This window comes from Nocardia sp. PLKS1-43, assembly GCF_059510335.1.
In genome coordinates, this window is sequence record NZ_JCAJZQ010000009.1 from 172,650 (window position 1) to 196,577 (window position 23,928).

21 protein-coding genes are annotated in these 23,928 nt (G+C 67.2%); 9 read left to right on the forward strand and 12 right to left on the reverse strand.

Annotated features, from left to right (window positions below):
- Window positions 1-21: 21 nt before the first annotated feature.
- Entirely contained in the window at window positions 22-1,575 is a 1,554-nt protein-coding gene (locus tag AC5WS7_RS28265) for a class I adenylate-forming enzyme family protein (RefSeq protein WP_495957627.1), read from the reverse strand.
- A gap of 433 nt (window positions 1,576-2,008) precedes the next feature.
- Window positions 2,009-3,478 carry an MDR family MFS transporter gene (locus AC5WS7_RS28270; protein ID WP_495957628.1) on the reverse strand — a complete coding sequence of 490 codons (1,470 nt, stop codon included), beginning with the start codon at window positions 3,476-3,478 and terminating at the stop codon, window positions 2,009-2,011.
- A gap of 275 nt (window positions 3,479-3,753) precedes the next feature.
- Between AC5WS7_RS28270 and AC5WS7_RS28275 the strand changes: the two genes are divergently transcribed.
- Window positions 3,754-4,641, forward strand: coding sequence for a Sco1979 family transcriptional regulator (locus AC5WS7_RS28275; RefSeq protein WP_495957629.1), 888 nt, complete (start codon window positions 3,754-3,756; stop codon window positions 4,639-4,641).
- Window positions 4,642-4,647: 6 nt separating this feature from the next.
- On the opposite strand, the gene AC5WS7_RS28280 is transcribed toward AC5WS7_RS28275, so the two are convergent.
- The 3 genes from AC5WS7_RS28280 to AC5WS7_RS28290 all read right to left on the reverse strand — a co-directional run bounded on the left by AC5WS7_RS28280 (window position 4,648) and on the right by AC5WS7_RS28290 (window position 7,821).
- Complete coding sequence (locus AC5WS7_RS28280) at window positions 4,648-5,142, reverse strand: GtrA family protein (protein ID WP_495957630.1); 495 nt, start codon at window positions 5,140-5,142, stop codon at window positions 4,648-4,650.
- 291 nt (window positions 5,143-5,433) lie between these two features.
- The gene (locus AC5WS7_RS28285; RefSeq protein ID WP_495957631.1) at window positions 5,434-6,069 is read right to left on the reverse strand and encodes a DUF6461 domain-containing protein; all 636 of its coding nucleotides are present in this window, start codon (window positions 6,067-6,069) and stop codon (window positions 5,434-5,436) included.
- Window positions 6,070-6,537: 468 nt separating this feature from the next.
- A complete protein-coding gene (locus AC5WS7_RS28290; protein WP_495957632.1) occupies window positions 6,538-7,821 on the reverse strand; it encodes a glycosyltransferase 87 family protein in 1,284 nt (427 codons plus the stop codon).
- A 101-nt stretch (window positions 7,822-7,922) separates the two neighbouring features.
- Between AC5WS7_RS28290 and AC5WS7_RS28295 the strand changes: the two genes are divergently transcribed.
- The 3 genes from AC5WS7_RS28295 to AC5WS7_RS28305 all read left to right on the forward strand — a co-directional run bounded on the left by AC5WS7_RS28295 (window position 7,923) and on the right by AC5WS7_RS28305 (window position 12,157).
- The gene (locus tag AC5WS7_RS28295) at window positions 7,923-9,263 is read left to right on the forward strand and encodes a purine-cytosine permease family protein (RefSeq protein WP_495957633.1); all 1,341 of its coding nucleotides are present in this window, start codon (window positions 7,923-7,925) and stop codon (window positions 9,261-9,263) included.
- 31 nt (window positions 9,264-9,294) lie between these two features.
- Entirely contained in the window at window positions 9,295-10,548 is a 1,254-nt protein-coding gene (locus AC5WS7_RS28300; protein WP_495957634.1) for a phosphotransferase enzyme family protein, read from the forward strand.
- A gap of 106 nt (window positions 10,549-10,654) precedes the next feature.
- On the forward strand, window positions 10,655-12,157 hold the full coding sequence (locus AC5WS7_RS28305) for an APC family permease (protein WP_495957635.1): 1,503 nt from the start codon (window positions 10,655-10,657) through the stop codon (window positions 12,155-12,157).
- Window positions 12,158-12,187: 30 nt separating this feature from the next.
- Here AC5WS7_RS28305 and AC5WS7_RS28310 read toward each other — a convergent pair whose 3' ends face one another.
- Entirely contained in the window at window positions 12,188-12,763 is a 576-nt protein-coding gene (locus AC5WS7_RS28310; RefSeq protein WP_495957636.1) for a hypothetical protein, read from the reverse strand.
- A 234-nt stretch (window positions 12,764-12,997) separates the two neighbouring features.
- On the reverse strand, window positions 12,998-14,368 hold the full coding sequence (locus AC5WS7_RS28315) for a PucR family transcriptional regulator (protein ID WP_495957637.1): 1,371 nt from the start codon (window positions 14,366-14,368) through the stop codon (window positions 12,998-13,000).
- A 162-nt stretch (window positions 14,369-14,530) separates the two neighbouring features.
- On the opposite strand from AC5WS7_RS28315, the gene AC5WS7_RS28320 reads away from it, so the two are divergent.
- Together AC5WS7_RS28320 and AC5WS7_RS28325 are read left to right on the forward strand one after the other, a co-directional pair.
- Complete coding sequence (locus AC5WS7_RS28320) at window positions 14,531-15,853, forward strand: lipase family protein (RefSeq protein WP_495957638.1); 1,323 nt, start codon at window positions 14,531-14,533, stop codon at window positions 15,851-15,853.
- A gap of 244 nt (window positions 15,854-16,097) precedes the next feature.
- On the forward strand, window positions 16,098-16,385 hold the full coding sequence (locus AC5WS7_RS28325) for a hypothetical protein (protein WP_495957765.1): 288 nt from the start codon (window positions 16,098-16,100) through the stop codon (window positions 16,383-16,385).
- A gap of 55 nt (window positions 16,386-16,440) precedes the next feature.
- On the opposite strand, the gene AC5WS7_RS28330 is transcribed toward AC5WS7_RS28325, so the two are convergent.
- The gene (locus tag AC5WS7_RS28330) at window positions 16,441-17,064 is read right to left on the reverse strand and encodes a DUF305 domain-containing protein (protein ID WP_495957639.1); all 624 of its coding nucleotides are present in this window, start codon (window positions 17,062-17,064) and stop codon (window positions 16,441-16,443) included.
- 90 nt (window positions 17,065-17,154) lie between these two features.
- Complete coding sequence (locus AC5WS7_RS28335) at window positions 17,155-17,742, reverse strand: DUF6153 family protein (protein ID WP_495957640.1); 588 nt, start codon at window positions 17,740-17,742, stop codon at window positions 17,155-17,157.
- A 356-nt stretch (window positions 17,743-18,098) separates the two neighbouring features.
- Between AC5WS7_RS28335 and AC5WS7_RS28340 the strand changes: the two genes are divergently transcribed.
- Both AC5WS7_RS28340 and AC5WS7_RS28345 read left to right on the forward strand, forming a co-directional pair.
- Window positions 18,099-19,250, forward strand: a complete 1,152-nt coding sequence (locus tag AC5WS7_RS28340) for a class I SAM-dependent methyltransferase (protein ID WP_495957641.1) — start codon at window positions 18,099-18,101, stop codon at window positions 19,248-19,250.
- Between the two features lie 146 nt (window positions 19,251-19,396).
- Complete coding sequence (locus tag AC5WS7_RS28345) at window positions 19,397-20,254, forward strand: Bax inhibitor-1/YccA family protein (protein ID WP_495957642.1); 858 nt, start codon at window positions 19,397-19,399, stop codon at window positions 20,252-20,254.
- Between the two features lie 89 nt (window positions 20,255-20,343).
- On the opposite strand, the gene AC5WS7_RS28350 is transcribed toward AC5WS7_RS28345, so the two are convergent.
- From AC5WS7_RS28350 to AC5WS7_RS28360, 3 genes are read right to left on the reverse strand one after another with little or no spacing between them, the layout of a single operon-like run.
- On the reverse strand, window positions 20,344-21,231 hold the full coding sequence (locus AC5WS7_RS28350) for an NAD(P)H-binding protein (protein ID WP_495957643.1): 888 nt from the start codon (window positions 21,229-21,231) through the stop codon (window positions 20,344-20,346).
- The gene (locus AC5WS7_RS28355) at window positions 21,219-22,223 is read right to left on the reverse strand and encodes a sigma-70 family RNA polymerase sigma factor (RefSeq protein ID WP_495957644.1); all 1,005 of its coding nucleotides are present in this window, start codon (window positions 22,221-22,223) and stop codon (window positions 21,219-21,221) included. Before AC5WS7_RS28355 ends, AC5WS7_RS28350 begins: the two co-directional genes overlap by 13 nt.
- On the reverse strand, window positions 22,220-22,849 hold the full coding sequence (locus AC5WS7_RS28360) for a nuclear transport factor 2 family protein (protein ID WP_495957645.1): 630 nt from the start codon (window positions 22,847-22,849) through the stop codon (window positions 22,220-22,222). The genes AC5WS7_RS28355 and AC5WS7_RS28360 overlap by 4 nt, the downstream gene beginning before the upstream one ends.
- A gap of 187 nt (window positions 22,850-23,036) precedes the next feature.
- On the opposite strand from AC5WS7_RS28360, the gene AC5WS7_RS28365 reads away from it, so the two are divergent.
- The gene (locus tag AC5WS7_RS28365; RefSeq protein WP_495957646.1) at window positions 23,037-23,816 is read left to right on the forward strand and encodes an alpha/beta fold hydrolase; all 780 of its coding nucleotides are present in this window, start codon (window positions 23,037-23,039) and stop codon (window positions 23,814-23,816) included.
- Window positions 23,817-23,928: the final 112 nt, after the last annotated feature.

Here is a 23,928-nt window from a genome sequence, read left to right on the forward strand (position 1 = left end):
TGTACGGTCCGGACCGCGCGGCTACGTCAGCGCATCCTCCATGATCAGCGCGCGCAGCCGCCGCCGGTCGAGTTTGCCCGAGGGCAGGGTCGGGATGCGATCGCTCGCGCAGAGGTGCCATCGAGTGGGGACCTTGTAGGCGGACAGTTGTTCGCGGGTGCGAACGCGCAGCGAGTCCAGGTCGATCTCCGGTGTGGCCGGGACGACGACGGCGCAGACCTGTTCGCCCCGAGCCGGGTCCTCGATGCCCAGGACTACGCATTGCCTTACGTCGTCGAAGGATTCGACGACGGCCTCGACCTCGCGGGGCGAGACGTTCGCGCCCGCGGATTTGATCAGTTCGCTGGTGCGGCCGACGTAGAACAGGCGAGGGTCGCCGCTGATGCGGTACACCAGATCGCCGGTGTGGTACCAGCCGTCCGCGTCGAAGACCTCGGAGCGTTCGCGTTTGTTGTATCCGGCCATCACGCCGGCGCCGCGGATGAGCAATTCGCCGACTTTCCCGTCGGGTGCGTCCGCGCCGTCCGGCGTGATGATCCGGATGTCGGTGTACGCGAAGCTGCCCGCGGTCTCGGTCAGGCTGCGGTGTACCGGAAACTGTTCCGGCACACCGGACATCGCGATATCGAGCGGTCCGTCCACGAGCATGGGCGCGCTGGACAGATCGCGTTCGCCGAAGGTGGGGTGCTCGCGCAGCCGCTGAGTGAACGCGGGCCAGCCGATCACCCCGACCGCGCGTTCGCGTTCGATGAGATCCAGTGCGGCGCCGGGATCGAGCCGGGGCAGTACCAGCAGCGTGACCGGTTCGTGCAACGCCCCCGTCGCGGCCAGGACGCCGCCGATCCAGAACATCGGCATCGCGCACAGGACGCTCGGCGTGCCCGGCGTTCCGGTGACGTGCCGGATCGCCGCGGGCCAGGTGCTGGTCTGCCGGACCAGGGTGCCGTGCGTGTGCAATACACCTTTCGGGTCGGCGGTGGAGCCCGAGGTGTGGATCATGATCGCCGGGTCCGCCGGGGACACCTCGTGTTCGACCGCGGCCAGGATCTCCGCCGGCGCCGCGGGCAGCTCGTCACTCCACTCGGTCGCCCAGTCGCGGCCGGGTCCTGCGGTCAGGATGATCTCCCGCAGATACGGCGTCTCGGGTAGTTGCAGTGCGCCGGCCGTGGCCGAGCCCAGTCCGGGCAGTGCCGCCTCGAACGTGTCGGCGGTATCGGTGGCGAGTACGCGCCCGGGCGCGACGAGCAGCTGAACATCAGCCAGCCGCAGCACTTTCCGAATCTCGGCCGGGGCATACATCGTGCTCAGCGGCACCGCCAGCGCGCCGATGCGGCCGACCGCGAGCCACCACGTCACCCATTCGGGGCCGTTGGTGAAGAACAGCCCGACCCGAGCGCCCTTGCCGATCCCCTTGTGCAGCAGGTGACGTGCGATCCGCGCGGAACGTTCGTCGGCCTCGGCGTAGCTGAGCCGCTCGTCCGTGGTCACCACATACGGTTCGGGCCCGACCGCCCGCACGCAGCGCCGAAGCAACTCGGGAATGGTCGGATCCGGCTCGAGTTCTGGACTGGACACCGGCCTATCTTAGAGCAGCATTCTTCTATTTGGAGAATGTAGTTCTAGCAAGAGGTGTGCGCGACGGCATACGTCGGTGCTTGCGGGTGCGTCCATGGACGTGCGGTGATCGCGGCGCAGCAGGGCGCGTGATCCGTACCGCGGCGCCCATCGACGCGGCCGGCGCCTCGCCGATGAGGTCCTGGCCCGCCGGGCAGGTGGGTGGCGATCGCGCCGGCCGGCGGTGGGGGTTATCGCCCCGGACGATGCTCATCGGCAGGTCTCGCGGCGGTGATCGCCCGGGTCGGTGTACTGCGCCACGACCGCGTCGGCGACCTGTTCACCGCGCGGTCGCCCTCGGCGAGTTGAGCTGCCGCAAGCGATTTCGGCGTACGCGACGCCGAGGGGCGCGGCTCGTACTCCCGCGCCCCTCGGCGAATTCCAGCGGTTCGGCTCAGTCCTCGACCAGTGCCGTTGTGGCGAAATCCGATTCGGCCAACTCTTCCAACGGCGTAGTGCCGGAACGGTTGGGCAGCAACAGGGCGGTGACGATCACCAGCACGGACAATCCGGCGGAGACCAGGAATGCCAGGCGCAATCCGTCCAGATTCGCCGAGATCGGATCCGAGCCGTGCGCGATCAGCGAGGTCGCGCGGCTGGACATCACCGTGATCACCAGCGCGGTGCCGAACGCGGCCGCGACCTGCTGCAAGGTCCCGAGCATGGAACTGCCGTGCGAGTACAGATGCTGCGGCAGCGCACCCAGGCTCAGCGTGAACACCGGCGTGAAGGCCGCGGCCAGCGAGAGCATCAGCAGGATGTGCAGGGCCAGCAGCATCCAGTACGGCGTGGTCAGCGACAGTTGCGTCAGGCCCGCCAGCGCGACGGTGATGCCGATCGAGCCCGGAATCACCAGGATTCGTCCGCCGAACCGGTCGAACACCCGCCCGATGCTCGGGCCGAGCACGCCCATCGCCAGACCGCCGGGCATGACCAGCAGACCGGTCTCCAGCGGGCTCAGATGCCGCATATTTTGCAGGTACAGCGGCAGCAGCATGGTCGCGCCGAGCATCGCCAGGAAGGCGACCGACATCAGGATCAGGCCCTTGGTGTACGCGCCGTGCATCAGCGTTCGCAGATCCAGCAGCGGAGTCCCGTTGCGCTGCAACAGGGTCTGCCGCCAGGCGAACGCGCCGATCAGTGCGATTCCCGCGACGACGACCAGCACCGGCTCCGCGACGCTGCCCTGTCCGAACAGGCTCAGCCCGTACACCAGGCCGCCGAACCCCAGCGCGGCGAGCACCACGCTGATCCAGTCGATCGAGCCGGTCTCCGTCTCCCCGATGTTCTCCAGCTTCCGCATCCCCAGCCAGGTGACACTCGCCGCGATCGGCAGCACCAGCACGAAAAGCCAACGCCAGGAAGCGATCTGCAACACCAGGCCGGAGATGACCGGCCCCATGGCCGGGGCCACGGAGATGGCGAGGGTGACGTTGCCCATCACCCGGCCGCGATCGTGCTCGGCGACCACCGTCATCAGGGTGGTCATCAGCAGCGGCATCATCACCGCGGTGCCGCCCGCCTGGACGACGCGCCCGACCAGCAGGAACGCGAAGGAGGGGGAGACCGCGGCGATCGTGGTGCCGGTCAGGAAGACGCCCATCGCGATCGCGTAGGCCCGGCGGGTGCTGACCCGCTGCAGGAACCAGCCGGTCACCGGAATGATCGCCGCCATCGCGAGCATGAACGCCGTGGACACCCACTGGGCGGCGATCTCGGTGACGTGCAGATCCGTCATCAGGCGCGGGATCGCATTGATCATGATGGTCTCGTTCAGGATCACCACGAAGGTCGCGAGCACCAGGAGCCGGATGACGACCGGCGTCCGCCGCTTCGTTGGACGAACGTCTAGTTGGGCGGACATCGGGTACCTCCGGGGCGACAATCGGGCGTTGAACGATGCGTGGCCCGATGCCGGTGATCCGGCGTCGATTTCGGTGCCACAGGAGTACGGACGGGATTGATCCCCACAACTCATCGGTCGCGCGAAAGTATTCCAGCGCTGCCGGACGGAGTCACTCGATTTTCCGGCGCCGCGCTCGGCGCGGTGCGCTGGGAGATTCGACCGACTCCGTTGCCCGGCGATAGCATGGATCTCTGGCTCGCCTACGCCGGACCTTCGACTATCGGAGCAGATTCATGGCCGCAGAGTTCTCCCGGATCTCGGGCTTGGACAGCAGCGTGGCCGAGCGCGGCCCGACCGCGCTGCGCATCGTGGTCGGGGGACAGTTGCGCAAACTGCGCCTCGCGGCCGAGGTCAGCCCGGAGCAGGCCGGCGACCGGATTCGCGGTTCGCATGCCAAGATCAGCCGGCTCGAGTTGGGGCGCACGGGTTTCAAGGAACGTGACGTCCGGGATCTGTTGCATCTGTACGGGGTGAGCGATCCCGCCGAAATCGAGCCGTTCATCGAACTGGTTCGCCGGGCCAACGAACCCGGCTGGTGGCATCGCTACGGCGATCTGATGCCCGCCTGGTTCGAGACCTACCTCGGCCTGGAACACGCGGCGCGATCGATCCGAACGTTCGAGGCGCAATTGGTGCCGGGGCTGTTGCAGACCGAGGCGTATGCCCGCGCGGTGGTCGCGCTCGGCCACGAGAACATCGAGGCGGCTCGCCGCGTCGAGCTGCGCAGGCGTCGTCAGGAGCTGCTCGATCGGGACACCGGGCCGACGCTGTGGGCCGTCCTGGACGAGTCGGTGTTGCATCGCCCGATCGGCGGTGTGAGCGTGATGCGCGCGCAACTCGAACATCTGCTGCGGATGTCGGAGAATCCGCGCGTCACCATCCAGGTGCTGCTGTATTCCGCGGGTGGGCATGCGGCGATGAGCGGTTCGTTCACGATGCTGCGTTTCGCCGAGGACGAACTCCCCGACGTGGTCTACGCCGAGCAGCTGACCAGCTCGCTGTACCTCGACCGGCAGCACGATCTGGAGAACTACCGCCGCGTCATGGACCGGGTGAGCGTCCAGGCCGAGACCCCGGACCGCTCGCGCGAAATACTGCGCGAGGCGGCCGCACAACTCTGAGCCGGTTCACACCGGACGGTTCTCCCCCGAGCGCCGGAACACCACCCACCGCATCGCGCAGTACATGAACGCCGCCTCGCAGGCCCCGGCGACCAGGCGGGCCAGATGATATTCGACGCCGAGGGCCGAAAGTGCCGCGGAAACCCCGAGGATGAACGCCAGATAGTTCAGGACGACGGCTCCGATGTACACCGCGAGCTGCGGTCCCACCGCGGAATGCGAGCGAAAGTTGAGCGTCCGGTTCAGCACGTAGCTCACTGCGAACGCGCAACCGTACGCCACGGTCACCGCGACCGGCACCGGCCACCCCAGCCCGCTCCGCAGCAGCGTCAACAGCAGCAGATCGATTCCGAACGTTCCGCTGTTGATCACCGCGAAGCCCAGAAAAGTCGGCGCCACAAGGGAATTCAGCCCGAACGGGAGCCGCGCGACCACCACCTCGCAGGCTCGGTGGAACCGCTCGACCGCCCGCGCCGTTTCCGGCTTCGCCACAGCGTGCACGCCGCCAAGCTGCCAGTGCGAGGTTGTCTGCGGGTGTCCGGCTCGCGAACGACATCTGAACTGGCGTCCAGGTCAGCCGTATCGCGGGGGATACGACCAGGTCCGGCGAGTCGCACGACTGGCGATGTTCGATGCCTTCGATGGTGAGTTCGAACACCCGCGCGCGGTGATGCCGGGATCGCGGTGGCGCGTGCGCCGCTTCGTCGAGCGAAGGTATGGGATCCGACGCGTCTCGCCGGGACCGGCCGTTGCCGCGAGGCGCTGCTGTGTACTTCGTCGCGATCGGGCCGTTCAGCCGAAAGGCGTTACCAGCAAGGGGATTCGGCGTAGGTCATCGAGGGTGTAGATGCCTGCGAGTGCACTGATCGCGCGCATGCAGACGGCATAGTCGGCGTTGCCCGGGTCGAGGTAGTCGAATGCGACGGTTCCGGCTGCCTCGAACGCGGCGCGCAGGTCGGCCGGCATGTCGGCGAGGTCGGTCTCGAGTTCGAGGTCGTCCACATCGACCCGGACGAGTTCGTCGCCGTCGGCGCAGTAGGTCAGGCTGGCGTCGGCGTTGATGGAGAAGTAACTCATGGCGGCGATCCGCCCTTCGGCCGAGAGTTCCGCTACCTCCTCGGTGGCGCCGAAATCGTCGTAGACGAAGGTCCATTCGCCGATTCGGCCCGCCAGCAGCGCGGCCGATGCACCGTCTCGGGACTCCCCGAGCGCGGCCTGTGGGAGGGACATCCTCGCCGGCTTGTGCTCCGGCAGCTCGCACGGCCGGAACAGGCGCGGCTTCGCGCCGAGTGCCTCCAGCGCGCCGGCCGGATCGAGTCCCTTGACCACGTGCACGCAGTGGTTGGGATCCTCGTCCTCCAGGCCGCTGATCCACAGCGGAAAACCTTCGTCGTCAAGCGTATTCGGCGGGAAGCCGGGCGTTGGCATAACAACCTCATCTCTTGATCGACCGGGACCATACCCGAGGGTTGTGACAAGTTCGGGCCCGTGCCGGGCGGCCCCTGGCCCCGAATGCCCCGCATTCGGCTCGATTCGCTCGGCCTCGGAAACAGCCCCGGAGGCGCGGTCCCTTCGCCGCCCGCGTGCGACGCCGGATGTCCGGCACTGTCTCCAATTGCCTTGCAGGAACGATTATCTCGCAATGCGGTTTCCCCATCGACATTGACGCCGGTGTGTGTTCGCAGCATTCGGCTGGGCGGAAGCTTGCCTCGTCATGTGATCGGGTGGTAGCCGAACGGTCCGGCCAAGGCTTTGGCGGTAGTCGACTATCCGGTCGCGTCGCTCGGGCTCCACGGTGAACTCCGCACTCGCGGCAGATCCGAGCGAGATGTGGGAAGCATCGGTGCGTCGGTGGACCGGTAGGTATCAGCGGTGATGCCGAGTTCCTCGAGCCGTTCAGGCCCCGGGCGACACTCGTGAACGCAGGTTTCGCACCGAAGCGGGCAGGAGTGGTTCGGGGTTGCGGGGGGTGGTCAGGACATACCACGCGACGAGTACCACGCTCAACCACACATAGGTGTCACCGTAGACGTGTTGCCATGCGGTCCAAGCGAATTCGCGGTTGTCGTCGCCAGGCAGCTGGTTCTGGGGACCGATCACGAAGATCGTGGCCGTGCCCAGGACCACGGCATACCAGGCCAGGGCCGTGCGGAGGGGGAGTTTGGTGGCCGCGCCGACGGCGGCCAGCAGGGCGGGGGCGATCCATACCCAGTGGTGCGACCAGGAGATGGGAGAGACCAGCAGGGTGAAGACGGCGTTGAACGACATCGCCAGCGGCGGGTTGTCGATCGCGCGGCGCATCGCCGCGACGACCAGCACCAGCAGGACCAGGCTCAGCACCAGCCACAGGCAGGTGAAGGCCGGTTCGGGGACCCGCAGACGTGCCAGGACGCCCTGGATCGACTGGTTGGTGTGGAACGCGGAACCGCTGAGCCCGGACACGTTGCCCATACCGCCGAACCAGTACCGCATCGATTCGCGCGGCATCAGCGCGAAAGCAAGGGCACTGGCGGCGGCGCCGGTGATGGCGGCGGTGATGGCCGCCTTGTAGTCCCGGCGGACCAGGAAGTAGAGAACGAAGGCGGCCGGGGTGAGTTTGATAGCGGCCGCGAGACCGACTCCGATGCCGCGCTTCCACTTCGGGCGTTCGGTCAGGCAGTCCGCGGCGACGAGCACCATCAGGATCAGATTGACCTGGCCGAAGTCCAGCGTCGAATGGATCGGTTCGAGCAGCATGCCCAGCGGCGCGGCGCAGGCCGTCGCCCACAACACCAGTTCGGTGCCGCCGTAACCCCACAGGCGTCGCGCGGCCAGATAGATCGTGACCGCCATCGCCAGTGTCGAGACGACGAAGAAACTGAGTTGGGCGGCATTCCACGGCAGCAGCGCGAACGGGCCGAGTGCGATCGCCGCGAACGGCGGGTAGATGAACGGCAGGCTGATGTCGAGTGTGGTCTTGGGCAGCGAGCCGTACATGTCGACCCCGTGCATGGCGGCCTGCACACCGAGCCGATACACCTGCAGATCGATGAATCCACGGCTGATCGGCTTCAACGGCCACGACGGAAAGACCAGCCATAGCACCGAAACGGTGAGCAGAGTCGGCGGAGCCAGCCAGGCGACACGACGCATGCGGCGCGTGGCGGGTGGCTGACGAACGGAGGCCGTGACACTAACCATCCGGTAAGAGGTTACCTGCTGTCCACCGGCCCCACCGCACCCCCGTCCGATCGATCGCACCGCTCGAGCGAGCGGGTCGGACCCGTAGCATCGGAATGGCTATGACGATCATCCGACCACGGCGCCGGACCGATGAGGCGCCGCTGGTGCTGACGACCGAGCCGCCGCGCAGCCTGTCCTTCGCCGACCAGACCGCCTTCTGGGCGAACCTCGGGGTGAGCCTCATCGGGTTCACCGGAGCGGTGTACGTATTACAGCCCGCCGGGCATCCGCAGTTGCCGATTCTGGGCGCGATGCTGGCGACGATTCTGGGGACCGTACTCGGCACCGGAATGGTGGTGGCGGCCGGTGCGGTCGGGGCGCGCACGGGTGCGCCGGCGATGGCGAATTTCCGCGGGTTGTTCGGAACGAAGCTGTCCTACCTACCGACCGTGGCCAATATCGTGCAGTGCATCGGGTGGGGCGTATTCGAGTTGACGGTCATCGCGGGCGGAGTTCTCGCGCTGACCCACGGACGGATCGCGCACGCGCCGGTGATCATCGCCGCGGGCGTGCTGTGCACCGCGATGTCGATCTGGCCGCTGCGGGTGCTGCATATTCTGCGGCGATATGTGACCGTGGCAGTGGCGATCTCGATGCTGTACTTCACCGTGCAACTGCTGCGCAATCCGCTCCCGGCGGTGCACGGCACATCGTGGAGCGGATTCTTCCCCGGGGTGGACACCGCGTTGGCCGTTGCCGTGTCCTTCGTCCCGCTGGCGGCGGACTACACCCGGCACGCACGGTCCGCCCGCGCGGCCTCGGGCGCTGCGATGCTCGGCTATTCGGTGGCTCAAACCTGGTGTTATCTGCTGGGGGTCGTCGCGCTGATCCAGGTCGGCGGCGATCCGAACCGGATCTTCGACACCTTCCTGGGCGTCGCGGCGGGGTGGGTGTTCTTCGCGATTCTGGTTCTGCGCGAATCGGATCAGTCCTTCGCCAACGTCTACTCCACGGCGATGTCGCTGCAGAATCTGCTGCCCCGGGTGGACCGCCGGCTCCTCGCGGGGGCGGTCGGCGCGCTGGCGACCGTGCTCGCGCTGGGCGTGCGCGATTTCACCGGATTCTCGAATTTCCTGGGGCTGATCGGCTCGGTATTCGTTCCGCTGTGCGCGGTGCTGGTGGTGGACTACTTCTTCGGGCGCGGTCGGCACGGCTGGGATCTGGACGAGCGCGCTCCGGCCCGCCCGCTCATGCTGCTGCCCTGGCTGCTCGGTTTCGCCGTCTACCAGCTGCTCAATCCCGGATCGGTCAGCTGGTGGGCGCGGCTGTGGACGCATGCGCAGAATCTCCTGCACGTACATCCGGGCTGGTGGTCCTCGGCGTCGCTGTTCTCCTTCGTCGCCGCGGGCCTGTCCACCGGTGCGCTGGCCCTGGCCGAACGCCGGTTCGCCCGTGGCTGAAGGCGGCGATCACCGGGTCTTCGGTATGGGAATGTCCCCGACCGCGGAACCCGACTGGCCGCCGCTGACCGTAGCGGAGATCAATGCTGTTCTGCGGGAATCCGTTTCACGGAAGAATCAGCCCGAGATCGCGACAACAGATCCGTCCGATCACCGCGATCACCCGAGTTCCGCCGACCCTCGACAACACCAACCCAAAGGCCGCGGCCCAGGTCGATTCTGGACTGACGGAGCGGGGGAGCGAAGCGGAGGAGCGGAGGAGGGAAGAATCGGCCCTTCGGGGGCCGCGGCCCGCCGGAGCGGAGCGGAGGCCGAGGACATCGAATGGCACAGTCCGCGTCCGCTGTCGACGACCGCCTTGGTTCGTTTCGCGGACGGTGCGCGGCGGGTGGTCAAGCGGGTACCGGTGGCCCTGCGTGACGCCGATGCGCTCGCCGAGGAACATTCGTTCATGAGATACCTTCGTGCACAACGCATTCCGGTGCCCGAGGTGTGGTCGTACACGGGATCGGAGTCCAGTTACGAATTCCAGGTTCCGGGCGCGGGAGTCGATCGTTATCGGGGGGCGTTCTCCTGGTCGCCGTATCTGTCGGGGGCGCACGCCGCCGCGGCGGGCGCGATGTTGGCCCGGATGCATTGTGCCGCTGCGGGTTACGATGCCCCGGCCCGGCCGCTGCGACCGCTGCAAGCCGCGCTGTGCTGCGATCCGGTCGTCGCGGTCGAACGTCACTGCGCCTCCCGCCCCGCACTCGCCGAGTTTCTGGCCCAACGCGATTGGCGTGCGGATCTGCGCGCGGTCGCCGCACCGGGCGCGGTGGATCTCACGGGCCTGAAACCGCTGTGGACGCACAATGATTGGCACGGCACGAATCTGCTGTGGCGTGGCGACGAGATCACCGCGGTACTGGATTTCGGTCTCGCCGACCGCACCACGGCGGTTTTCGACATCGCCACCGCGATCGAACGTTTCGCGATAGATTGGCTCGCACCGTGCCGAGACGAACCGGTCCGCGTCCACACCGGGCAGCTCGCCGCATTCCTGCATGCCTATCGCGAAGTCCGCCCGCTCTCCGAACGCGAACGTGCGGCCCTGCCCGAACTCTTCCCGCTCGTCCACATCCATTACGAACTCTCCGAGATCGACTTTTTCCTTTCGGTACTGCCCCGGCCGAATCGCGAAAACGCCGAAATCGCTTATCGCAGCTATTTTCTGGGACATCTGCGATGGTCGGCATCGGCTCAGGGCCGGGAATTCCGAGCGCTGCTCGGCGAACTTTCGCGCTGAGCCCGCAGCCGGGCAGCAAACCTGGGAATACGGACCACACCGGCTCTGCTAAGTTCGGGCCTCATGTGATCGTGTCGCGGCGGCGGCGCAGAGGGAGGTAGTGACGTTGGTTGACCAGCCAGAACAGCGGGGGACCTCGAGCGCACCGGCCGGGCGATGGGCGGCGCTGATCCGCACGAAATCGGTCGAACAATCGATCCGCGACACCGACGAACCGGATTCCAAGCTCCGCAAGGACCTCACGGCCTGGGACCTGACCATCTTCGGCGTGGCCGTGGTGGTCGGTGCGGGCATCTTCACCCTCACCGCGCAGACCGCGGGCAGCGTCGCCGGTCCGTCCGTCTCGCTGGCCTTCGTCTTCGCCGCGATCGCGTGCGGGCTGACCGCGCTGTGCTACGCGGAATTCGCCTCGACGGTTCCGGTCGCGGGCAGTGCCTACACCTTCTCCTACGCCACCTTCGGTGAGCTGGCAGCGTGGATCATCGGCTGGGACCTGATCCTGGAATTCGCCCTGGCCGTCTCGGTGGTGGCCAAGGGCTGGTCGCAGTATCTGGGCGAGGTGATGGGCTCCTACAGTCCGGTCGCGCAGTTCGGCTCGGTGTCCTTCGACTGGGGCGCGGTGCTGCTGATCGCGGTGCTCACGGTGCTGCTGGTGATCGGTACGAAGGTGTCCTCGCGGGTGTCCGCGGTGGCGGTGGCGATCAAGCTGGCCGTGATCGCCGTGGTGGTCGTCGTGGGCCTGCGGTATTTCAAGGCGTCGAATCTGAGCCCGTTCATCCCTCGGTCGAAGCCGGGCAGTGCCGGATCGGGCATCCACCAGACGTTGTTCTCCTGGCTGACCGGCGCCGGGAACAGCCAATTCGGCTGGTACGGGCTGCTGGCGGCGGCGAGTCTGGTGTTCTTCGCGTTCATCGGGTTCGACGTCGTCGCCACCACGGCGGAGGAGACCAAGAATCCGCAACGCAATGTCCCGCGCGGCATCCTGGGCTCGCTCGCGATCGTGACCGTGCTGTACGTGGTGGTCTCGCTGGTGCTGACCGGCATGGTGCCGTACACCGATCTGGCCGCGAAGGACGCGACGCTGGCCACGGCGTTCGCGGTGCACGGGGTGACCTGGGCGAAGAATCTCATCTCGGTCGGCGCGCTGGCCGGTCTGACCACCGTGGTGATGGTGTTGTTCCTCGGACAGACCCGCGTGCTCTACGCGATGGCCCGCGACGGACTGCTGCCGCGCGGACTCGCGCACACCGGGAAGAAGGGCACACCGGTGCGGATCACCGTGATCGTCGGTGTGATCTGCTTGCTGCTGGCCGGTTTCGTGCAATTCGGCACGCTCGAGGAGATGGTCAACATCGGCACGCTGTTCGCGTTCGTGCTGGTGTCCGTCGGCGTGCTGATCCTGCGGCGCACCCGTCCGGAACTGCCGCGCGGATTCCGGGTTCCGCTGGTGCCGGTCATTCCGATTCTCGCTGTGCTGGCCTGCGTTTGGCTGATGCTGAATCTGTCGGTGGAGACCTGGCTGCGATTCGTGATCTGGATGATCGTCGGGTTCGCGCTGTACTTCACCTACGGTGTGCGGCATTCCTTGCTGCGCAAAGCTTCTCGATGAGCGGCAAGTGACACCACCTGCCGCCGAGCGTCATCGGGCGGCCGGAAAGCCCTGCCGCGTCGGCGGCCGGCCCGCGCTGCGCTGCGGGACCGGCTCGGCGGCCGCGTACGCGGCGCGGGCCAGTGCGCAGGCGCGGTCGAGCTGATCGAGAATGCTCTCCCAACCGGGGTGGGCGACTTGCGTTCCGGGACTGTCCAGTAGATCGCGATGGATGCGCAGCAGGGTGCGGGTGACCTCGGCGGTATATGCGGCCGCGGCCAGCGGCGGCGGGACCGCGTCGAACTCGCCGTAGAGTTCGGCGATGCGGTCGGTGAGCCAGTACGCCTCGAAATGCGCTTGACCGTACAGATCCTCGCCGCGCACCGCGACCGCGCTGGGACCGGCGGCGCGGGCGCGGTCCTCCAGGCTGCCGACGTCGGGGGCGGTGGCCAGCGAATCCCGCAGGTCCGCGCCGATCACCCGGTACAGCAGTCCCGCCAGCATGGCATGTTCGACTCCGGTGCTGTCCGCGCCGGCCATCGCCCGCTGCCACACCTGCTCCTCGACGGCGTCGGTATCGGCGTGCAGAATCGCCAAGACCGCCCTGAGCTGTCCGTTCGTAGCCATTACTACCTGCCTCCCCGCCGTGTATTGGGCACCACACCATCCGACGGGGCGGGGGGGCCGCCCTGTCGTTTCGAAAGGCTACCTTTTAGCAAACAATTTGCCCATAGGTGCGAGGCGGCAATTTTCGAAGCTCTTCGACTAATGTGCTGATATAGAAGATCGCTGGCCGCTTCGGCGGGATTATGCAGCTTGGCTATCTCGCGTGCTGTCCGATTGCTGACCGCATCGTCGAACTCAGGAAGCGGCGGCTTCGGTCGGCGGGTACATGCGCTGCACGATCAGCGCGGCCGACAGCAGCCGGGAACCGGTGGGTTCATTCGGATCGGTACCCGTAAGCTCGGCGATCCGGCGCAGCCGATAACTGAAAGTATTCGGGTGTACGTGGATTTCGGCCGCGGCGGCCTTGCGATCCGAGCCGTGCCGCAAATGTGCGTCGAGGGTTTCCAGCAGATGCGGGCTGCGCAGCAGCGGGGCCACGCGCTCGGCGAGCCGATCTCGCGCCGCGCCCGGACGGGTGAGCTGGTATTCCAGGAGCAGATCGTCGAGCAGATAAGCGCCGGTGGGGCGCCCCAGTAGTCGTGCCAAAGTTGCCAGCTCGGTCGCCAGCTGCGCCGCGTCCGGCACGGAATCGCGTGCGACGCTGGGGATTTCGGCGATCACGACGTACGTGCCGAATCGCGCGGCGAGTTCTTCGGCCAGTGCTGAGGATGCGTGCCCGGCGCCCTCGGAACCGCCGGGCAGCAGGATCGTGCCGTGCGAGCCGTCGAAGGTGTTCAACACCGCCACCCCGGCGAGTTGATCGAGGGTCTGTTGCAGCAGGCGGATGCGTCGCCGGGTGAGCAGATGCGCCGCCGCGGCGGGGTGATCGTCGGGCGGCAGCTCGATCGCGAGGACCGAATACCGTTCGGCGAGTGCGATTCCGGCGCGAACGGCGAGCTCACCCGGCGCGATTCCGCGCAGCAGGGCACGGCACAGAGCCCGGCGCGCCTCGCGTTCCGCGTGATGGATCGACAGCTCGGCCTCGGCATAGGACTCCACGGTGATCGCGTTGATATGCATCAGCAGGCCGAGCATGCGATCGCCGAAATCCACCAGTTGATCCATATCCTCCGGTTCGCTCAATGCCACCGCTTCCCGCAAGACCTGCCGCGCCGAGGCGTGCACGGCCTCGAGCAGCAGTCGCAGCGGAAGCCGGTCCTGGGCATGGCGTTCCACCACCGGGACGATGAATTTCGCGGCCTCGTCGTGCGTGAATTCCCGCTGTTGATCCACCGAACGCAGAAAGGCGTGCGCACAGCTGTGAATGGCGGGCAGAACCTCGCGGAAATGCCCGTCCGGAAGATCCGTGGCCGGTGGCGTCGCACCCAGACCCGATGCCAGGATTCGCTCGGCTATCAAGGGAAGTTGGTCGAGCATGCGGATGGCGAGGCCGGCGCGTCGAGGCGGGGCGGAGCTGGCGTCGGACATGCCGCCGATTGTTACCGGAAACAGCAGGCCGGGCAAGGTTTCGTCCGCACCGCACGAGATTTTGTATTGCGAGACAATCCTATCCGGATTATCTGTACATATGAGGGCAGTGACAGTGCCCGGTTCCTCGGCATACATTTCGTCCCGAGTTCACGGAAGGGGCGTTATGGAGCGCACATTCGAACGTCGGATATCCGCATCCGGTCGTTTCGGCGCGCGGCGCGCGGCCGAATGTCGTGGTGCCGATCGGGAATCGGCGCCGTCTGTTCGATCCGCGGTTCGCCGGTGAGGGAGCCGGTGGTGCGAGGGCACCGGCCGCTGCGGCCCGATCGTGATCCGTTCTACCGGCCACCCGCCGGATTCGAACATCGACCGCCGGGTGCGCTGCTGCGCAGCCGCGTGGTCGATGTGGCCGTGTTCGGTGTTGTGCCGCTTCGTGTTTCGGCGTGGCAGCTGCTGTATCGCAGTTGCGATCTGAATGGCGAGCCGGAGGCCGCGGTGACCACCGTGCTGCTACCGCGCGGTGCGGCGCCGGATCGGCGGCGTCCGCTGGTGTCCTTGCAGTGTGCGATCGACGCCATAGCGCCGCAGTGTTTTCCGTCGTACGCGTTGCGGCGGGGAGCACGGGCGCTGGGGGCGATTCCGCAGTTGGAGGTGCCGCTGATCGTCGCGGCATTGGCGCGCGGGTGGGCGGTGTCGGTACCCGACCACGGCGGCGCGGGCGGGCGATTCGGCGCACCGCGCGAGCCCGGATACCGTGCGCTGGACGCGATTCGGGCCGCCTTGGCGTTCGAACCGCTCGGCCTGGATTCGAGCACACCGGTTGCGCTGTGGGGTTATTCGGGTGGCGGGCTGGCGACGGTGTGGGCCGCCGAAGTGGCCGCGCGGTACGCGCCGGAGCTGGAAATCGTCGGCGCGGTGGCCGGATCGCCGGTCGGCGACCCGGGTGCGGCATTCGTGCGCTTGAACGGCACGCTGTACGCCGGATTCGCCATGGTCTTCCTGGCCGGTCTGCGGCGCGCTTATCCCGGCCTGGAGCCGCTCGCCCGCACACACCTGCGCACCGGATATCTGGATATGCTCGCGAAAGCCGAGGTGAGTGCGACACTTCCGCTTCTCGCCCGCCTGGCGCGCAGGGATGTCGGCAGATATTCCGAGCACGACGTCGACGCCCTGATGCGATTGCCGGAGATGCTGCCCGTCATCGCGGACATCCGGCCCGGCGCGGTGGCGCCGGATATGCCGCTGCTGATCGTGCAGAGCGTCAACGACGAGATCATCGCCGTCGCCGATATCGACGCCCTGGTCGACCGCTACATCGCGGCCGGAGCCCAGGTGCACTACCTCCGCGACCGCCTGAGCCTGCATCTTCCGTTGCAGTTCATCGCCATTCCCGCCATGCTCGACTGGATCGCCGACCGCTTCGCCGCTGTCCCGGCCACCCCGGGCATCAGCACCGTTCGTTCGGTCGCCGCCACCCGCCGGGCTCTGCGCGGGCACCGCGCCATGGCCCGCCTCACCGCCCGTCTGCTCGCCGCTCGTCCGATTCGCTCCGAAGCCCCCGGCACACAACCTGTCCGGCCGATTCGGCACGCCGACCGGATTCGTCCCACCGGAACGTGACCCCCACCGCGCCGAATCGCCGGGTTCGGTGGGTTCGCGTCGCGGTGCGGCGAGCAAGCGATCAGCCGCCTCGGGCCGTCCGGCGGGCGATTTGGTGTGTCTGCCTGCGCGGCGGCTGGCAAATGCGGTTCAATAGGAGGGATCGACGAGTTCTTCCTGCATGTCCCCGCCGCATCTCTGCGACATTCGGGCGGGTGGTCACGCCAGCATCACCTCAGCATCCGAGAGGACAACGAACGTGAGCATGGTTCTCGCCGCACATGAGATGTACACGACTGTGCTTGCCCAGGTCGGCAACCCCACTCCGGAGACACCGCCGGCGGCGGACAAGCTGCTCAAGATGGTCCGGTATTTCACGTGGTTCGTATTGCTCTCCGGCGTCACGGCCGTCACCTACGGCGGCGGTAAATTCGCCTGGGAGAAGTGGAACGGCGGCTCTCTCGAGTCGCCGAAGCAGGTGGCGGGCGCGATGATCGGCGGCGCCACCGCCACCAGCGCCGGAACCATCATGAACGCCGTCATCGGCAGTTGAACGAGCCGCTCGCGGGAAGGTCCCGGTTGCGGGGGACCTTCCCGCGAGCGTGTGATCAGCTGCGCAACATGTCCTGCATCTGGGTGATCTCCGCCTGCTGAGCGGTGATGATGCCCTGCGCCAGCGCCTTGACCTCGGCGTTGCTGCCCTGGGCCGTTTCGGTGCCGGACATGGTCACCGCGCCCTTGTGGTGCTCGATCATCATCTGCAACCACATCTTGTCGAACGCCGCGCCCGACGCCTGCCGCAGCGCCGTCATCTGACCCTGTGACATCACACCGCCCATCGGGTGATCCATCATGGCCGACGGGGCCGGTTTGCCGAAGCTGTGCAGCAGATCGGCGAATTTCGTCATCTCCGGCGCCTGCGCCGCCTCGATCTTCGCGGCCAGCGCGATGAGCTGCTGATTCTGCGATCGGCTCGGTACCATCTTCGCCATCTCGACCGCCTGTGCGTGATGCGGGTACATCATCTGCAGGAACGTCACGTCGGCGGCGTCGAAATCGGTGCGGGCGGGCGCGGTCGAACTCGCCGAGCTGTGGCTCATACCCGGCATATCGGCCATCGGGGTGGTCGTGCCGGAGGCTGAACTTCCGGAGTCGCTACTGCAACCGGCGACCAGCAGGGCGACGGCGATTCCGGTACCCGCCACGGTGATTCGTGCACGTGAGATGAACATGGTTGTACTCCTGGGGAATTGCGAAGGTCTGAATCGAGGTCTCGGAAAACCCGTGTCCGCGTGCGGGTTGCACGCCGGCACGGCGGTCCGTCAGATCCGCAGAATCGACAATTCGGCCAGTGAGGGCGTCGTCCATGGCGGCGGCCGGGCATACCGGGCCGCCCAGCCGCGCACCGTTCGGGTGGACGCGTCCGGTCCGTCACCGACCCGGCCCAGAAATGCCAAGCCCAGCAGCAGGATCAGTGCGGTGAGGATGAATACGCAGGCATGCGTGCCGCCGGATATCGGGCAGCAGCCGTCGGCGCAGCCGGGCCCCATACCGTCGCCGCGCATCGTCATCGAGGTAAGGGCCGCCATCATGCTCGGCTCATGATGCCCGGTGGCGGGCGCGGCGGTCGTTTCCGGCATCGATGGCACGGCAGCCGCCGCTTCGGTGAACGTCGAGCGCTGCTCATGGGAGTCGAGGGCGCTGTGCGCGGCCATCGGCACCGCGGGATCACCGGCGGTATCGCGTGCGGTCGAACGATGCGTGATCGACTGTGCCGCAAGCTGTTCGGTCGCATGGCCGGTCGTATGGGCGGCGATGAGCACGTGCATCACCGCGATCCCGATCAACAGCGTGAGCAGACCCGCCACCCGGACGTATCCGGTGGCGAGATGTTCGGGCCGACGGCTCACGCGGACAGTGTAGCGGGCCATAGATACCCCCTGCCCGTATACCCCGGATAGGGGTCGCCGACCGCGTTCGTTGCCGCTCGGCGAGGCGAGGCTGCGAGTCGCGACCGGTCGCCGGTTCGGACTCCGCTAACAGCGGACGAAAACGGCGATGGCAGCCGCGAGGAGCCGGAAGAGCCGGGGTTCGGATGTCGGGTGGTGAGCGTTTCGCAGGATCCAGCTTCGCATCAGCAAACCGGCCTCGGCGCAGATCGGCGCACCGCGACGGACGCCCGGCTGGTACTGGTGGGGCGGATGGTGGACGGGTCAACCAAAGGGGTCGGCGTGACGGCATGGCAACGATCTAGCACACTGTAGGTGTGCACGAGGTCGACGACGTACTGGGCCGGCTGCGGCGATACCCCGACGTGGAAGCGGTGAACTTGTATGCGGTCGATGCCGCCGACCGGCTGATTCTCGATGTCGCGGCCGATGCGCTGACTGCGGCGGGCGACGGCCGGGTCGCGGTGGTGGACGACGGTTACGGCGCGCTCACGCTGGGCGCCATCGCCGCGCACGATCTGCGCGGTGTGCGGGTGCATCAGGATCTGCTCACCGGTGAACTCGCGTTGTCGCACAACGCTCGCGCGGTCGCGCTCGCCGACCGCTACACCACCCATGGCCTCGATCGCGACCTGCTCGACGGCGTGCGGGTGGTGCTGCTGCGGTTACCGCGCGCACTGTCCGGTCTGGCCGAGATCGCCGACGCCATAGCCCGTTACGCCGACCCCGAGGTGCGGGTGTTCGCCGGCGCGCGGGACAAGTACCTGACCCCGGCGATGAACGAGGTACTGGCCGAATCGTTTTCGTCGGTTCAGGCCAGCCGGGGGCGGCAGAAGTCACGGATTCTGCTGGCGCGCGGGCCCAGAACCGTCGGCGAGCCGCCGTATCCGATCCGCAAACAGCTCGGCGAACTGGATCTCGAGGTCGTCGCGCACGGTGCGGCGTTCTCCGGTCCGCGCCTGGACATCGGCACCCGATTCCTGATCGAACATCTGCCCCGGATGAAACCCGATGCCCGCGATGCGATCGATCTCGGTTGCGGCACCGGGATTCTCGCGGTGGCGCTGGCCAAGGCGCGGCCGCACGTGACCGTGATCGGTACGGATCAATCCGCGGCGGCGGTGGCCTCGGCGCGGGCGACCGCGACGGTCAACGGCGTCGCGGACCGGGTGCGGGTGGTGCGCGACGACGCGATGTCGGCGGTGCCGGACAACAGTGCGGATCTGGTGCTGTGCAATCCGCCGTTCCACGTCGGGGCCGCCGTGCACACCGGGTCGGCGATCAAGATGTTCACCGAGACCGGGCGGGTGCTGCGGCCGGGCGGGGAGCTGTGGACCGTGTACAACTCACATCTGAACTACCGGGGTGTGGTGGAGCGTTTCGTCGGAATGACCGACGTGGTGGGGCGCAACCGGAAGTTCACGGTGACCCGCTCGGTACGCGGACTCCGGGACGGCCGCCCGGACTAGGTTTCGTGCGCTTCGATTTTCCGGACGGTACAGTCTGATTTGTCCGATTTCTGTCCGGTTGGGAACTTGCCTTCCGCGCGGCACGTTGGATACTCAGAACGGCCACGATCGCCGTGGACCGCGACTTCCGGAAAGGCACGAGAACGGTGCGCACAACAAGCAACCCGATCTTCAGAAACTTGCCGCAAAATCAGCGCGGCGGAGGCTACGCGGGGTTCGGCTCGCCGACTGCCGGCGCCGCGCAATTCGACCAGTACGGCCGGCCCTATCAGCAGCCGTACCAGCAGCAGCCTTACCAGCAGGCCCCGGCCACCCGGCCGATGACCATCGACGACGTGGTGACCAAGACCGGCATCACGCTCGGCGTGGTCACCGTCATGGCGATCATCTCCTACGCCCTGACCTCGATGAACAATGGCCTCGCCGGCCTTTTCGTCGGAGTCGGCGCGCTGGTCGGCTTCGTGCTGGTGATGATCGCGAGCTTCGGCCGCAAACAGGACAACCCGGCCATCGTGCTGAGTTACGCCGCCTTCGAGGGGCTGTTCCTGGGCGCGCTGTCGTTCGTCTTCACCAATGTGAAGTTCGGCGGCGTCGGCGGGGCGAGCCTGATCGGTGAGGCCGTCCTGGGCACCTTCGGTGTGTTCTTCGGCATGCTCGTGGTCTACAAGACCGGCGCGATCCGCGTCACGCCGCGATTCACCCGCATGATGGTCGCCGCCATGATCGGTGTGCTGGTCCTGCTGGTCGGCAACCTGATCGCCGGATTCTTCACCCCCGGCGGCTTCGGCCTGCGCGACGGCGGCCCGCTGTCGATCGTGTTCAGCCTCATCGTGATCGGAATCGCCGCCTTCAGCTTCCTGCTGGACTTCGACGCCGCCGATCAGCTCATCCGCGCCGGCGCGCCGGAGCGGGCGGCCTGGAGCGTTGCTCTCGGCCTGACCGTCACCCTGGTCTGGCTGTACATCGAGATCCTGCGCCTGCTGAGCTACCTGCAACGCAATTAGCGCGAGATCGCACTGATCCGCACAACGGGTGGTCGCCGAATCGGCGGCCACCCGTTGTGATATCCGGCTACTCGAGTGCGGCTCGGCGCTCAGGCCGCCGCCTCCGCGACGAAGTCGTCCGCGTGCCGGCGCGCGAAATCCGCGAATGTGGTCGGCTCGACCCCGAACTCGCGATGAGTGGACAGGTCCACCCGGCACTCCGGCGACGCGTACCGGCCGCGGTAGATCTCCTCCAGCAGATCCACGACCTCCGGCGGCAGCCCCTCGGCGGTGTGCAGCGCGCGCTTGCGTTCGAGCGTCACCTCCTCGTAGCCGAACGTGCGGCCGGTGGCGGCGCTGATCCGAGCGGTGATCTCGGACATGGTCAGCCCCTCGGGCCCGGTCATGTCGAACGCCAGGCCCTCGATGCCGTCGGCTTCCATCATGGCCACCGCCACCCGCGCGATATCGGCGATGTCGACGGGCGCGAGCCGGCTCTGGCCGATCGGCATGACCAATGCCCGGCGCTTCGGATCCACTCCGGTGAGTGTGCCGGGCAGATAGGCCTGCATGAATTGGCTCGGGCGCAGATGTGTCCAAGCCAGTCCCGAATTCTCCAGATAGTTCTCGATCTCCAGATGCCAGCGGGTGCCGCGGAATGCCTGCGGATCGAAGGTGGTTCCCGAGTCCTTGCCGCTGAACTTGACGATATGCCGCACTCCGGCCGCCGCTGCGAAATCGATGAAACGGCATTGGGTTTCGACCATATTGCCGCGCGGCGACGAGATCATCAGCACGCGATCGACGTCGTCGAATGCGGTGGTCAGCGATTCGGCCACGGTCATATCGCCGCGCACGACTTCGACATTCGGCAGCTCGCGCAACCAGGGTGCGGCGTCCGGATCGCGGACCAGGACGCGAACCGGAACCGCCTGTCGGGCGAATTCCCGGACGACGATGGATCCGGACAGGCCGGTGACGCCGGTCAGAAGATACATGGTGTGCTCTTTTCTTGTGGGGGAACGAGATTCGATATGGTGTCGTCCGGCGCCAGATAGGGCAGGCCGACGCGCGGAAACAGGGCGGGGTCGTGGATCATGTCGATTCGCGCGATCCCGCCCGGGCCGACGGTGAGCAGCTGCAATGCGTGGGCGCGGTGAACGCCACCGTGGCCCCGGGTGTACAGGCCGAAGGCCGGTTGCCCGTTCGCGGCGGCGGGTACCAGGATCCGGCCATCGGGTTCGGTGAGCCGGGTCGCCAGAAATCGCCCGATGTGCTCGCGGCCCCGGAACCAGGACGGCACCGGCGGCATCTCGAAAACCGCGTCCTCGGTGAGGATTTCCATCAATCCGTCGATATCGCCGTGGGTGAAGGCGTCGGCATAGCGGTCGAGCAGGTAGCGCCGGCGAGCATCCTCCGGTTCGGCCAGGTCGTAACCGTTCGGTGTGGTCTTGGCCAGTTGTGCCCGCGCGCGTTGCAGTGCGCTGTTGACCGCCGCGGTGGTGGTACCGAGCAGATCGGCGACCTCGTCGGCGTGGAACATCAGCACCTCGCGCAGGATCAGCACCGCACGCTGGCGACCGGGCAGATGCTGTAGTGCGGCGATGAACGCCAACCGCAGCGTGTGCCGGGCCACTGCCACCTCCGCCGGATCCAGCTCGGTATCGGAAACAGGTTCCACCCAGGCGATTTCGAGCCGACGCGGATGCAGCGGCCCGGTCGGGTCGGTCACCGGGCCGCCCAGACCGGACGGATACGCGCGACGCGTTCGGCGCTCGATCGCCCGCAGGCAGGTGCGGGTGGCGATCCGGTACAGCCAGGTCCGCAGCGAGGAACGGCCCTGGAACCGGTCGTAACCCCGCCAGGCGCGCAGGTAGGTTTCCTGAACCGCGTCGTCGGCGTCGTGCGGTGAGCCGAGCATGCGGTAGCAGTAGGCGAACAGTTCGGTGCGATACCGCTGCGCGGCGATATCGAACGGGTCGGTGGTCACCGCGGCAACCGAGCGGTATCGAAAACGACTGTGTCGGAGGTGATCCGACCGCCTCGCACGGTGACGTGGTCGACTGCGCGCAAGCTGCCGAACGGGCCGGTGTGCATGTCGTAGACGACCACCGCCCGGTCGTCGTCGCCGAATGCGTCGATGATCTCGACCCCGGTCATCGCCTCGGCGAACGCCCCGATGGCGGCGGACACATCCGCGACGCCGGTGAGATGCGTTCGGGGACTGTCGAATACCACGTCCTCATGCAGTAGGGCGGTCACGGCCGGCAGGTCCCGCCGTCCGAAGGCTTCGATGTACGTCATCGCCACGGCGACGCTCGCCGGGACGGGACGGTACGCGCCGATCACCGTTGCCACCTGCGCTTCGGGGGCGGTGATCACCCGCGATCCGATATCGCGCTGGAACCGCCGGAAGGCGTCGAGCGCCGACAGCGCGTCGCCGGTAGCGGTCGCGGTGTGCACGAACTGCCCCGACTCTTCCAGCTCGAAGGCGGAGTAGGTCACGCCGGCGGGCTGCTCGCGATGCAACTGCGCGAATACCTCCTCGATCAGCCGCCGATTCTCCGCCCTGGCGTCATCGCGGGTTCGATATCGCACTACAACTGTTCTGTCCACGTCGAACTCCTTCGGATCTGTACCGGTCACCGATATAGATCCGCAGGGGTGCGCAAACTCATCGGCGGGTGCGTTCACGTCTTCGCCGTGCCGGTCGGGACCCCGGGCTGCCTGGGAGATCGGCTGGTCGCCCACAGTAATGTTGACGGTCGGCCGATTTGCGGGCGTGTGAGGAAGGAGTTCGGCGATGCCGTATGCGGAGGCCGCGGACGGGGTGCGCATCGCCTATCAGAGCGAGGGGGACGGATTCCCGTTGTTGCTGCTGGCCGGGCAGTCCAACAATCACCACTGGTGGGACGGCGTTCGCGAGGACTTCGACGGGTCGCATCGCACCATCACGTTCGACTATCGCGGTACCGGTGACAGTGCCAAGCCTGATATCCCTTACAGCACAAGAGGTTTCGCTGACGATGCCATGGCGGTGCTGGACGCGGCGGGAGTCGATCGTGCCGATGTGTACGGCACCTCGATGGGGGGTCGGGTGGCGCAGTGGATCGCGGCGGAATATCCCGGCCGGGTGCGGGCTCTCGTGCTGGGCTGTACCTCACCGGGCGGGCGGCACGGCGTGGATCGCGGAAACGATATCCGCCGTCTGCTCGCCGATCCGGCCACCGCACAACGGACGCTGCTGGATCTGATGTACACACCGGACTGGCTGGCCCGCACCACCGGGCCGTATCAGACGCTCGGCGACCCGGCGATGCCCTCGTACGCGCTGCGCCGGCACCTGATCGCGAGCCATCGGCACGACGCGTGGGACGTGCTGCCCACCATCATCGCGCCGACACTCGTCGTGCACGGCGCGGACGATCGGTTCAACCCCGTGGCCAACGCCCCGTTGCTCGCCGAACGCGTTCCGGGCGCGCGACTCGAGCTGATTGCCGGAGCGAGGCATGCGTATTTCGAGGAATTCCGTTCCACCGCAAGCCCTTTGGTGCGGGATTTTCTCGCCTCGGCCGTCGCGTGAGGGAGTGTTTCCGGACATCCGCCACCCGGCCGGCCCGCACCGGCGCCCCTGGCGGTCGGCGGTGAACCTGGTGTCGCCCAGATTGGCGCAAACAAGTGTTGGTCCTCATCGA

What these genes read in the sequence shown, in the direction of transcription:
- AC5WS7_RS28270 (WP_495957628.1), bottom strand. Translation starts at nt 3,478, where the DNA reads ATGTCCGCCCAACTAGACGTTCGTCCAACGAAGCGGCGGACGCCGGTC.
- AC5WS7_RS28275 (WP_495957629.1), top strand. Translation starts at nt 3,754, where the DNA reads ATGGCCGCAGAGTTCTCCCGGATCTCGGGCTTGGACAGCAGCGTGGCC.
- AC5WS7_RS28285 (WP_495957631.1), bottom strand. Translation starts at nt 6,069, where the DNA reads ATGCCAACGCCCGGCTTCCCGCCGAATACGCTTGACGACGAAGGTTTT.
- AC5WS7_RS28290 (WP_495957632.1), bottom strand. Translation starts at nt 7,821, where the DNA reads ATGGTTAGTGTCACGGCCTCCGTTCGTCAGCCACCCGCCACGCGCCGC.
- AC5WS7_RS28295 (WP_495957633.1), top strand. Translation starts at nt 7,923, where the DNA reads ATGACGATCATCCGACCACGGCGCCGGACCGATGAGGCGCCGCTGGTG.
- AC5WS7_RS28300 (WP_495957634.1), top strand. Translation starts at nt 9,295, where the DNA reads ATGTCCCCGACCGCGGAACCCGACTGGCCGCCGCTGACCGTAGCGGAG.
- AC5WS7_RS28310 (WP_495957636.1), bottom strand. Translation starts at nt 12,763, where the DNA reads ATGGCTACGAACGGACAGCTCAGGGCGGTCTTGGCGATTCTGCACGCC.
- AC5WS7_RS28315 (WP_495957637.1), bottom strand. Translation starts at nt 14,368, where the DNA reads ATGTATGCCGAGGAACCGGGCACTGTCACTGCCCTCATATGTACAGAT.
- AC5WS7_RS28325 (WP_495957765.1), top strand. Translation starts at nt 16,098, where the DNA reads ATGGTTCTCGCCGCACATGAGATGTACACGACTGTGCTTGCCCAGGTC.
- AC5WS7_RS28330 (WP_495957639.1), bottom strand. Translation starts at nt 17,064, where the DNA reads ATGTTCATCTCACGTGCACGAATCACCGTGGCGGGTACCGGAATCGCC.
- AC5WS7_RS28350 (WP_495957643.1), bottom strand. Translation starts at nt 21,231, where the DNA reads ATGTATCTTCTGACCGGCGTCACCGGCCTGTCCGGATCCATCGTCGTC.
- AC5WS7_RS28365 (WP_495957646.1), top strand. Translation starts at nt 23,037, where the DNA reads ATGCCGTATGCGGAGGCCGCGGACGGGGTGCGCATCGCCTATCAGAGC.